Below are 10422 nucleotides of genomic sequence, written 5' to 3' on the forward strand. Positions count from 1 at the left end.
AGCCCGGCATGGCGTTCAACCTCCGGAACAGGCACTTCCTCAAGGAGCTCGACTTCACGCCCCAGGAGTTCCGCTTCCTGGTGGACCTCGCCGCCCAGCTCAAGGCGGCGAAGTACGCGGGCACCGAGCAGCCCCGGCTGCGCGGCAAGAACATCGCGCTGATCTTCGAGAAGACCTCCACCCGGACACGCTGCGCCTTCGAGGTCGCCGCCCACGACCAGGGCGCCACCACGACCTACCTGGACCCTGCCGGCTCGCAGATCGGCCACAAGGAGTCGATCAAGGACACCGCCCGGGTGCTCGGCCGGATGTTCGACGGCATCGAGTACCGGGGCCACGGCCAGGAGATCGTCGAGGAGCTGGCCGAGTACGCCGGTGTCCCGGTCTGGAACGGCCTGACCGACGAGTGGCACCCCACCCAGATGCTCGCCGATGTGCTGACCGTCCGGGAGCACACCGCCAAGCCGCTCACCGAGGTGGCCCTCGCCTACCTCGGCGACGCCCGCTCCAACATGGGCAACTCGCTGCTGATCACCGGCGCCCTGCTCGGCATGGACATCCGGATCGTCGCGCCGCGCGCGCTCTGGCCCGCCGAGGAGGTGCAGAAGGCGGCGCAGGAGTTGGCCGGGACCACCGGTGCCCGGATCACCCTGACCGAGGACGTGGACGCGGGCGTGGCCGGCGCCGACTTCCTCTACACCGACGTGTGGGTCTCCATGGGCGAGCCCAAGGAGGTCTGGGCCGAGCGGATCGCGCTGCTCAAGCCGTACCAGGTGTCGATGGACACCGTCCGGGCCACCGGAAACCCGGACGTGAAGTTCCTGCACTGTCTGCCCGCCTTCCACGACCTCGGCACGGTGGTCGGGCGGCAGATGTACGAGGAGACCGGGATGAGCGAGCTGGAGTGCACCGACGAGCTCTTCGAGTCGGCGCACTCCGTCGTCTTCGACCAGGCGGAGAACCGCCTGCACACCATCAAGGCCGTGCTGGTCGCGACCCTCGGCGCTTAGGCCCTGCCAGCGCCGAGGCTCTGTCCGGACCCCAGGCCCTGTCCGGACCCCAGGCCCTGTCCGGACCGCAGGCCTTGTCCGGACCCCAGGCCCGGCCCGAACCCAGGCCCCGTCCAGCAAGGGCTCGTCACGGCGCCAGGTTCACACAGGCGGCCCGGTCGCCCGCCGCGTGCGGACCGGCCGGGCCGCCCGCGTGCAGCACCAGTGAGCGGGCCTTGCCCGGCCGTGGCTGCCAGGCCACCGCAGTGGCCGTGGAGCCGTCGCCCCGGTGGTCGGTGCGCAGCGTCAGCCGCAGCTCGTTGCGGTCGTTGACGTACGCGGGGTCGGTGGACGGCCGGACCGGGTCCACGGCGTCCTGGTAGTGCGGGCCGGAGGCGGCCGGGTCGGCCCCGCAGGAGCCGGTGTGCAGGTGCGCCGGGAACGCGTGGTCGGCGGCGAGCCCGGCCGCGGTCAGCGTCAGCACCGTCCGGCCGGGCACCGTGCGGTCGACCACCACCCGGACGTGCGAGCCGTACGGGACGAGGTCGGGCGCGTGACTGATCGCGGCCGGCGGGACGAATGCCGTCGCCGGGTCGAAGTCGGCGTCCACGACCGAGACCGGAGCGGCCGGTGTGCCGGGCGGGGCCGGAGCGGCCGACGCCGGTACGGAGGCGGAGGCCAGCAGGGCGAGCGGGATCAGGGCGGTGGCGGCGAACGGAGCGGACATCGGCAGGGGCCTTCCGAGGCGGTGCGGCGGACGCCCTGCTCAACGCCGCCGGGCCCGGACGGACACCCCTCGGCCCCGATGGCTCCTGTCGGACACCCCTCCGCCCGATGCCCTTGCCGGGCCCACCCCGCGTGGACCTGGTCACCCCGTCCGGCGGTGGGCCCCCTGGATCCCCCGGATCTCGCAGCGTGGCCCGCTCGCCCGCATCAGCCGCAGGTCCGCCGTGACCAGCGGCACCCCGTACTGCTCGGCGACCGCGACGTACGCGGCGTCGTCCGGGGTGAGGTTGTCCTTCAGCTCCCAGATCCGGCCGAGCAGCGGTGCCACCTCGACCTTGCGGATGGCCAACCCGGGCAGCTGCGCGGCGAGTTCGCCGACCCGTTCGGCGGTCAGTTCCTTGGCCAGGTAGAGGCCGCGCAGCGACTGCATCACCTCGATGACGATGTGCTCGGGGGCCACCCACTCGCCGCCCGTGTCGAGTTCGGCCCGGGCTGCGGCCCCGCGCTCGCCCTCGTCGGCCAGCGCGAGCACCAGTGCGGACGCGTCCACCACGATCATCAGTCGGCCCCCGGCCTGTCCCAGCGTGTCAGCTCACCGGCCACCGTACCCGGGCCGGCCGCGACCGGCTCAGCCGACGGTGGCCGAGGCGGTGGGGTCGGGCGCGTCGCGTCCGGGGGTGTCGTCGTGGAACGGCCGGATCGCCCGGTCCGCCTGGTCGGCCCGCTCCGGCGTTATCCACTCCTGGAGGCCCTGGCCGGTCACCGCGGCCTTCAGCTGCTCCAGGCTCAGCGGCAGCTCCCGCGGGTCACCGAGGACGCCGCCGGAGAAGACGGTCAGGGTGATCCGGTTGTCGTCCTTGCGCAGCAGGTCGGCGGTGCGGGAGCGGAAGCCGTCGTCGGAGCGCTCGGTCAGCATCAGCGTGCTGCCGTCGGGGAGCTTTCCCACCTCGCAGTGGCTGTACTGCCGGGAGACGTTGACCTTCTCGCAGGTGTAGCGGTCGTCGTAACCGATGGTGTACGGGTCGCGCCCGGGCCCGGGCGGGTTGGACCCGGGGCGGAACAGCGCGCCCAGCCCGCCCTCGAACTTGACGTCCACCTGGACCGGGCCCTTGCCGTCGTCGTAGCTGAGCGTGCCCGCGGACAGCACGTCGACCGTCTCCGGTCCCTTCCAGCCCACCGGACCGTGGTAGCCGGCGTAGCCGCCGGTCGTACCGCCCTTCGGCAGGCCCTCGACCACGGCCAGGACGGCCGCGTGGCCGGTGAGGGCGACCCTGCCGGCGTTGGCTCCGTTACCGGGGTACCGCTTCTCCGGGCCGTCGTCGGCCTGCGGGTCCCTGGTGGAGGTGGGGCGGGGCTTCCTGGTGGTGGTCGGGACGGCGGTCGGTGAGGGTGACGCGGTGGCGGCAGCGGCGGACGGCGATGCGGTCCCGCTCGCCGGCCCGGCGGCGGCACGGGGGCCGCCGCCCGGCTGCAGGGCGAGCGCGCCGCCGACGGCCAGCACGGTGACGGCGGCGACCGCACCGGTCACCGCGCCCCGGTGGCGGCGTCGGATCGACCGTCCGCGCTCGGCGGCGCCGGCGACCAGCGTTCCCAGCTCGGGGCCGACGCCGCGCATCGCCCGGTCGAAGGTGGCGGACAGCCGTCGGCCGTCGGATTCCAGCTCGTCCATGCTCCTGGTTCCTTCCAGCTGAGAGTGGTGTCGAAATGCTTCGTGACGTCGCGCACGGCAGGCGGCCGGCAGACGGTCCGGCGGCCCGTCAGAACGCGGCCGGCTGCTCCGAACCCTGCGCCTTCAGGACGGCGCGCAGCCGGCCGAGGGCGCGCAGCGCCTGGCTGCGCACCGCGCCCGCGCTGACGCCGAGTTCGGCCGCGGTCTCCTCGACGCTGCGGTCCTCCCAGTAGCGCAGGACGAGCACGGCCCGGTCCCGGGGCGGCAGTTCGGCCAGGGCGGCGAGCAGGGTGACCCGCAGGGCCGGGTCGCCCTCGGGGGCGATGCCCTCGGGAAGGTCGCCGAGCGCCGGCTGTTCGCCGCTGCGCCGCAGCCGCCGGTGGGAGAGGTGGCTGCGGACGAGCACGCTGCGGGCGTAGGCGTCCTGGTTCTCCGCGCGGCGGACCTTGGACCAGGCGGCGTAGAGCTTGGCGAGGGTGACCTGGGTGAGGTCCTCGGCGAGGTGCCAGTCGCCGCAGAGCAGCAGGGCGGTCCGGAAGAGGTGGTGCCCCCGGCTGTAGGCGAAGGTCTCGAACTCCGCGGACTCCACGGCCCGTCGCGCCTTACCGATCACCGCTGCCCCCGAAAACCGTCTCGTCGTGGCTGTTCGCCGCCTGCTCACGGTTAGACGCCCGAGCCGGCCGGCCGCGTTACGGCCCCCGAGGAGAAAGCCGCGGCCTACGACGCCGCGGGGGGTCGGCCCACGGCCCGCGAGGAGGGACCCGCGGCCTACGACGCCGCGGCGACGAGCAGCCCCGCCAGCACCGAGGCCGCGTTGGCCGTCCCGGCGGCCGCCCAGGGCAGCGGCCCGCGCAGGCTCAGCCCGGCGAGCGGCCGCAGCAGCGCCGCCTCGACCGCGCAGACCGCGGCTTCGCCCAGCCCGAAGGCCGTCCAGTACGCTGCGGCGGATCCGGTGGACCAGGAGCCGTGGCTCAGGGACCACCAGAGCAGCGGGTGCGTCGCCAGGTTGACCAGGACGGCGGCCGCCACCGCACGGGACGGGCGGACACCGCCGGCCCGGGTGAGGGCGGCGGTGTACAGCGGTACCTCGACCAGCAGGGTGAGGGCGAGGGCCAGGGGATAGGGCACGGCGCGGATCGTGCCACGAGGAGGGGGAGCGTGGCCATCGCCACCGTGGAGGGGACGGCCGCGCGGACCGTCGCCGGCCCGGCCGTCCGGCTGGGAGCCGCGCCGCTGGCCGGGTTCGCCCTGACGGCGGTGCTGGCGCTGGCCTTGGCGCTGCGCGCGCCGGCGGGGCTGGCGGTGCTCGGCCTGGCCACGTTCGGGGTGCTGCACAACGTGCTGGAGCTGCGCTATGTGGCCGGCCGGTTCGCCGCCGTGCTGGCCGGGCCGTTGCTGCGGCTGCTGCTGGTCCTGGTGACCGGCATCGTGTTCTGCCGCCTGGTGCCTCCCTCGCTGGTGCCGCACCCGGTCGCCCAGGACGCGGAGATCCTGCTGGCTTACGGGCTGCTGGCCGCGGCCTGCTGGTTCGCGCTGCGCCGCCGTCCGCTGCTGCTGGCCGGGAGCGGGGCGGTGCTGGCGGTGGCGACGGCCGGTTCGCTGGCGTTCCCGGCGTACCACTTCGTGGTGCTGGCGCATCTGCACAACGTGGTGCCGCTGCTGTTCCTGTGGGAGTGGTCGCGCCGGCTGGTGCGGGGCCGGGCGGCGTTCCTGGCGCTGCAGTGCGGCTGGGTGGTGCTGGTGCCGGTGCTGCTGCTGGCCGGGGCGCTGGACGGCTGGCTGTCGCCGGGGGCCGGCTCGGGCTGGACGGCGAAGCTGACGGTGGCGTACACCCCGCCGGGGTGGCTGACGCCCGGGGTGGGGCTTCGCTTCCTGGCGGTCTTCGCCTTCCTCCAGTCGATGCACTACGTGGTCTGGGTCTGGTTCCTGCCGAGGTACGCGCCGGACGCGACCGGGGCGTTCGAGCAGCGGCTGCCGGCGCTGCGCGGCGCGCGGGCCTGGCTGCTGGGCGCGGTGGCGGGCGGCCTGCTGGCGGTGCTGTTCGCGTCGGACTACGCGCAGGGCCGGACGCTGTACGCGGCGCTGGCCAGCTACCACGCCTACCTGGAGTTCCCGGTGCTGCTGATGCTCGTTCTCGGTCTGGGGGCCACCCGGGCCGAGCCGCCCGCCCCACCGACCGGGCAGACCTGACGCCGGCGGACCCGCCGCCGGCGGAGCTGACGCCGGCAGCACCGACCCCGACCCCGACACCACCGACCCCGACAGCACCGACCGCGACGCCGACCCGACCCCGACCCGACCCGACCCGACCCGACCGAGGAGACCCGATGACCACCGCATCCATCACTGCGGGCACCACCGCCCTGCTGGCCGACATCGCCCCCGAGCCCAGCGGCTCCGACGGCAGTCTGATCGCCGTGCTGCTGGTGGCCGCCGCCGTGGTGGCGGGGGCCGTCTGGCTGATCCGGCTGGAGCGCAAGAAGCGCGGTCCCGGCGGGGAGTGAGACCCCCCGACGAGCGCGGGGCCGGTCACACGCGGTAGGACAGTCCTGAGGGGCATGCCTGCGGTGGTGTCCGCAGCGCCATGCACTATGGTTTATCTCGACATCGAGATAACTGCCCCTTACGATATATCTCGACATCAAGATACTTGCCGAGAGGCGCTCACCGGCGGTGCGGGCAAGGTAAGCCTAAGTAAGGCTGACCTTACCACCGTGCGGCCGGGTACCGCACGAAGCACCTAGAAGGAGTCAGTCGTGTCCGCGAACAGCTTCGACGCCCGCAGCTCGCTGCAGGTGGGCGACGAGTCGTACGAGATCTTCAAGCTCTCCGCCGTCGAGGGTTCCGAGCGGCTGCCGTACAGCCTCAAGGTGCTGCTGGAGAACCTGCTCCGCACGGAGGACGGCGCGAACATCACCGCCGACCACATCCGCGCCCTCGGCAGCTGGGACGCCACCGCGCAGCCCAGCCAGGAGATCCAGTTCACCCCGGCCCGCGTGATCATGCAGGACTTCACCGGTGTGCCGTGCGTGGTCGACCTCGCCACCATGCGTGAGGCCGTCAAGGAGCTGGGCGGCGACCCGGCCAAGATCAACCCGCTGGCCCCGGCCGAGCTGGTCATCGACCACTCCGTCATCGCCGACAAGTTCGGCACCCCGGACGCCTTCGTCCAGAACGTCGAGATCGAGTACGGCCGCAACAAGGAGCGCTACCAGTTCCTGCGCTGGGGCCAGACCGCGTTCGACGAGTTCAAGGTCGTCCCGCCGGGCACCGGCATCGTCCACCAGGTCAACATCGAGCACCTGGCCCGCACGGTCATGGTCCGTGGCGGCCAGGCCTACCCGGACACCTGCGTCGGTACCGACTCGCACACCACCATGGTCAACGGCCTGGGCGTGCTGGGCTGGGGCGTCGGCGGCATCGAGGCCGAGGCCGCGATGCTGGGCCAGCCGGTCTCCATGCTGATCCCGCGCGTGGTCGGCTTCAAGCTCAACGGCCAGCTGCCGGCCGGTACCACCGCCACCGACCTGGTGCTCACCATCACCGAGATGCTGCGCAAGCACGGTGTGGTCGGCAAGTTCGTCGAGTTCTACGGCGAGGGCGTCACCGCGATCCCGCTGGCCAACCGCGCCACCATCGGCAACATGTCGCCGGAGTTCGGCTCGACCTGTGCGATCTTCCCGATCGACGCCGAGACCATCACCTACCTGAAGCTCACCGGCCGCGACGCGCAGCAGCTCGCCCTGGTCGAGGCGTACGCCAAGGAGCAGGGCCTCTGGCACGACCCGTCGGTCGAGCCGGTCTACTCCGAGTACCTCGAGCTGGACGTCTCCACCGTCGTCCCGTCGATCTCCGGCCCGAAGCGCCCGCAGGACCGCGTGATCCTGGCCGAGGCCGCCGAGAGGTTCGCCGAGGCGCTGCCGACCTACTCGGCCGAGGCCTCGAAGCCGACCACCGTCACCGCCCCCGACGGTTCGAGCTACCAGATCGACAACGGCGCGGTCGTGATCGCCTCGATCACCTCCTGCACCAACACCTCCAACCCCTCCGTCATGCTGGGCGCCGCCCTGCTGGCGAAGAAGGCCGTGGAGAAGGGCCTGCACGTCAAGCCCTGGGTCAAGACCACCCTGGCGCCGGGCTCCAAGGTCGTCATGGACTACTACGAGAAGGCCGGCCTGCTCCCGTACATGGAGAAGCTGGGCTTCAACCTGGTCGGCTACGGCTGCGTCACCTGCATCGGCAACTCGGGCCCGCTGCCCGAGGAGGTCTCGGCCGCCGTCAACGAGGCCGACCTGGCCGTCGTCTCGGTGCTCTCCGGCAACCGCAACTTCGAGGGCCGGATCAACCCCGACGTCAAGATGAACTACCTGGCCTCCCCGCCGCTGGTGGTCGCCTACGCCCTCGCCGGCAACATGAACGTCGACATCACCAAGGACGCCCTGGGCCAGGACGCCGACGGCAACGACGTCTTCCTCGCCGACATCTGGCCGTCGGAGAAGGAGGTCGCCGACGTCGTCGCCGGCTCCATCGACGAGGCCATGTTCGACAAGGGCTACCAGGACGTCTTCGCCGGTGACCACCGCTGGCAGTCGCTCCCGGTCCCGACCGGCAACACCTTCGAGTGGGACGCCGAGTCCACCTACGTCCGCAAGCCCCCGTACTTCGAGGGCATGGCCAAGACCCCGAGCCCGGTGACCGACATCGCCGGCGCCCGCGTCCTGGCCAAGCTGGGCGACTCGGTCACCACCGACCACATCTCCCCGGCCGGCAACATCAAGCCGGGCACCCCGGCGGCTCAGTACCTGACCGCCAACGGTGTCGAGAAGCGCGACTTCAACTCGTACGGTTCGCGCCGTGGCAACCACGAGGTGATGATCCGCGGCACCTTCGCCAACATCCGCCTGCGCAACCAGATCGCGCCGGGCACCGAGGGCGGCTACACCCGCGACTTCACCCAGGCCGACGCGCCGGTGTCGTTCATCTACGACGCCTCGCAGAACTACCAGGCCGCCGGCATCCCGCTGGTCGTCCTGGCCGGCAAGGAGTACGGCTCCGGCTCGTCCCGCGACTGGGCCGCCAAGGGCACCGCGCTGCTGGGCGTCAAGGCCGTCATCGCCGAGTCCTACGAGCGCATCCACCGCTCGAACCTGATCGGCATGGGCGTCCTTCCGCTGCAGTTCCCGGAGGGCCAGAACGCCGAGTCCCTCGGCCTGACCGGCGAGGAGACCTTCTCCTTCACCGGCGTGACCGAGCTCAACGAGGGCCGCACCCCGGCGACCGTCAAGGTCAAGGCCGGCGATGTCGAGTTCGACGCGGTCGTGCGCATCGACACCCCCGGTGAGGCGGACTACTACCGCAACGGCGGCATCCTGCAGTACGTGCTGCGCAGCCTGATCGGCTGAGCCGAGCAGTAGCGCCAAGAGGCCGGACCGCGTCCACGCGGTCCGGCCTCTTGTATGTCCAGACCAAATGGACTAAACCTCTGTCTCAGCTTGGTCCAGACCACTTGATGCTGACTCAGAGAAAGCCACGGGTCTTCTCGTATGCGCATGCTCACTCGTACCGCCGCCCTCCTCGCCGCCGTCACGGTGGCCTCCGCGATCGCCGCCCCCGCGGCGTCCGCCCACGACCACGGCCACGGTCCGAAGCTGAAGGGGCAGCGGGTCGGCTACTTCACCCAGTGGGGCGCCGACAGCTCCGCGAAGCGGGTGCAGGAGTCCGGCCAGGCCGGAAAGCTCACCGTCATCAACTACGCCTTCGGCAACGTCTCCGCCGACGGCACCTGCTTCGAGACCAACGACGCCGGCCTGGGCGACGCCCTGAGCGACTACCAGCGCCCGTACGGCGCCGAGCGGTCGGTGGACGGAGTGGCCGACACCGCCGACCAGAAGCTCAAGGGCAACTTCAACCAGCTGCGCAAGCTCAAGGCGAGGAACCCGCAGCTGAAGGCGGTCATCTCACTCGGCGGCTGGAGCTGGTCCAAGTACTTCTCGGACGCGGCCGCCACCGACGCCTCCCGCCGGAAGTTCGTCTCCTCCTGCATCGACCTGTACATCAAGGGCAACCTGCCGAAGCTCGCCGGCTCCTCCGAGGGCGGCACCGGCGCGGGCGCGGGCGTCTTCGACGGCATCGACATCGACTGGGAGTACCCGGGCGGCGGCGGTGACGCCGGCAACGTCGTGCGCCCCGAGGACGGCCGCAACTACACCCTGCTGATGCAGGAGTTCCGCCGCCAGCTGGACCAGCTGAGCGGCCGCAGGGGCCCGCACTACCTGCTGACCGCGGCCGTGGCCGCCAACGAGACCGTCGCGGACCGGCTGGAGCTGCCGCAGCTGTCCCGCTCGGTCGACTTCCTCAACCTGATGACCTACGACCTGCACGGTCCGTGGGAGGGCAAGGGCCCGACCAACCACCACGCCAACCTCTACTCCGACCCGACCGACCCGGAGCCGCGCCGGCGCAGCGCGGACACGGCCGTCGGGCACTACATCGAGCGCGGCCTGCCCTCCGAGCAGCTCGTGCTCGGCGTGCCCTTCTACGCCCACGGCTGGACGGGCGTGCCGGCCGGCGACCGGAACGGCCTGTACCAGCCGGCCGGCGCCGCGACCGCCGACCTCACCTACAAGGAGGTCGCCGCGCAGCCCGGCACGGTCCACACCGACCGCGACCACGGCGCGAGCTGGAAGTACGACGGCACCACCTTCTGGAGCTACGACACCCCCGAGGTGGTCACCCAGAAGGCCCGCTACGCCCGGTGGAACGACCTGGGCGGCGTGATGGTCTGGGCGCTGGACGGCGACGACGCCAAGGGCACGATGGTCGCCGCCATCGACCGCGGCCTCCAGCGCGGCTGACTTCAGGCGCACACACCGCAGGCGCGTGCACTGCTGAAGGCGCACCCACCGCAGGCGTGCACGCCGAAGGAACGCGGGCCGGAGAAACGGCCGGGGGGGGGGGGGGGGGGGGGGGGGGGGGGGGGGGGAAGGGGTGGGGGGGGGGGGGGGGGGGGGGGGGGGGGGGGGGGGGGGGGGGGGAGGA

At 72.4% G+C, this 10422-nt stretch carries 10 protein-coding genes; 5 read left to right on the plus strand and 5 right to left on the minus strand.

What is annotated here, in order from left to right:
* The first annotated feature begins 8 nt into the window (after positions 1-8).
* A complete protein-coding gene (gene argF / locus ACZ5WK_RS38130) occupies positions 9-1010 on the plus strand; it encodes an ornithine carbamoyltransferase (protein ID WP_465554799.1) in 1002 nt (333 codons plus the stop codon).
* A gap of 127 nt (positions 1011-1137) precedes the next feature.
* Here argF and ACZ5WK_RS38135 read toward each other — a convergent pair whose 3' ends face one another.
* The 5 genes from ACZ5WK_RS38135 to ACZ5WK_RS38155 all read right to left on the minus strand — a co-directional run bounded on the left by ACZ5WK_RS38135 (position 1138) and on the right by ACZ5WK_RS38155 (position 4512).
* Positions 1138-1716 carry a superoxide dismutase family protein gene (locus ACZ5WK_RS38135; RefSeq protein WP_465554801.1) on the minus strand — a complete coding sequence of 193 codons (579 nt, stop codon included), beginning with the start codon at positions 1714-1716 and terminating at the stop codon, positions 1138-1140.
* Between the two features lie 141 nt (positions 1717-1857).
* Positions 1858-2274, minus strand: coding sequence for a type II toxin-antitoxin system VapC family toxin (locus ACZ5WK_RS38140; protein ID WP_465554803.1), 417 nt, complete (start codon positions 2272-2274; stop codon positions 1858-1860).
* 69 nt (positions 2275-2343) lie between these two features.
* Positions 2344-3384, minus strand: a complete 1041-nt coding sequence (locus tag ACZ5WK_RS38145) for a hypothetical protein (protein WP_465554805.1) — start codon at positions 3382-3384, stop codon at positions 2344-2346.
* An 88-nt stretch (positions 3385-3472) separates the two neighbouring features.
* Positions 3473-3973 (minus strand): SigE family RNA polymerase sigma factor, encoded by a 501-nt coding sequence (locus tag ACZ5WK_RS38150; RefSeq protein ID WP_465554807.1) that lies wholly within the window; start codon positions 3971-3973, stop codon positions 3473-3475.
* 179 nt (positions 3974-4152) lie between these two features.
* Complete coding sequence (locus ACZ5WK_RS38155) at positions 4153-4512, minus strand: hypothetical protein (protein ID WP_465554809.1); 360 nt, start codon at positions 4510-4512, stop codon at positions 4153-4155.
* A gap of 30 nt (positions 4513-4542) precedes the next feature.
* Between ACZ5WK_RS38155 and ACZ5WK_RS38160 the strand changes: the two genes are divergently transcribed.
* The 4 genes from ACZ5WK_RS38160 to ACZ5WK_RS38175 all read left to right on the plus strand — a co-directional run bounded on the left by ACZ5WK_RS38160 (position 4543) and on the right by ACZ5WK_RS38175 (position 10238).
* Positions 4543-5574: a hypothetical protein gene (locus tag ACZ5WK_RS38160; RefSeq protein WP_465554811.1), complete on the plus strand. Its 1032-nt coding sequence runs from the start codon at positions 4543-4545 to the stop codon at positions 5572-5574.
* Between the two features lie 137 nt (positions 5575-5711).
* A complete protein-coding gene (locus ACZ5WK_RS38165) occupies positions 5712-5888 on the plus strand; it encodes a hypothetical protein (protein ID WP_396323150.1) in 177 nt (58 codons plus the stop codon).
* A 252-nt stretch (positions 5889-6140) separates the two neighbouring features.
* Positions 6141-8786, plus strand: a complete 2646-nt coding sequence (acnA, locus tag ACZ5WK_RS38170) for an aconitate hydratase AcnA (RefSeq protein WP_465554814.1) — start codon at positions 6141-6143, stop codon at positions 8784-8786.
* Positions 8787-8933: 147 nt separating this feature from the next.
* Positions 8934-10238: a glycoside hydrolase family 18 protein gene (locus ACZ5WK_RS38175; RefSeq protein ID WP_465554816.1), complete on the plus strand. Its 1305-nt coding sequence runs from the start codon at positions 8934-8936 to the stop codon at positions 10236-10238.
* The last annotated feature ends 184 nt before the right edge of the window (positions 10239-10422 follow it).

Source organism: Kitasatospora sp. NPDC032757, assembly GCF_055579305.1.

Coding starts and splice junctions, on each gene's coding strand:
- argF (WP_465554799.1), top strand. CDS start 9: ATGGCGTTCAACCTCCGGAACAGGCACTTCCTCAAGGAGCTCGACTTC.
- ACZ5WK_RS38135 (WP_465554801.1), bottom strand. CDS start 1,716: ATGTCCGCTCCGTTCGCCGCCACCGCCCTGATCCCGCTCGCCCTGCTG.
- ACZ5WK_RS38140 (WP_465554803.1), bottom strand. CDS start 2,274: ATGATCGTGGTGGACGCGTCCGCACTGGTGCTCGCGCTGGCCGACGAG.
- ACZ5WK_RS38145 (WP_465554805.1), bottom strand. CDS start 3,384: ATGGACGAGCTGGAATCCGACGGCCGACGGCTGTCCGCCACCTTCGAC.
- ACZ5WK_RS38165 (WP_396323150.1), top strand. CDS start 5,712: ATGACCACCGCATCCATCACTGCGGGCACCACCGCCCTGCTGGCCGAC.
- ACZ5WK_RS38175 (WP_465554816.1), top strand. CDS start 8,934: ATGCTCACTCGTACCGCCGCCCTCCTCGCCGCCGTCACGGTGGCCTCC.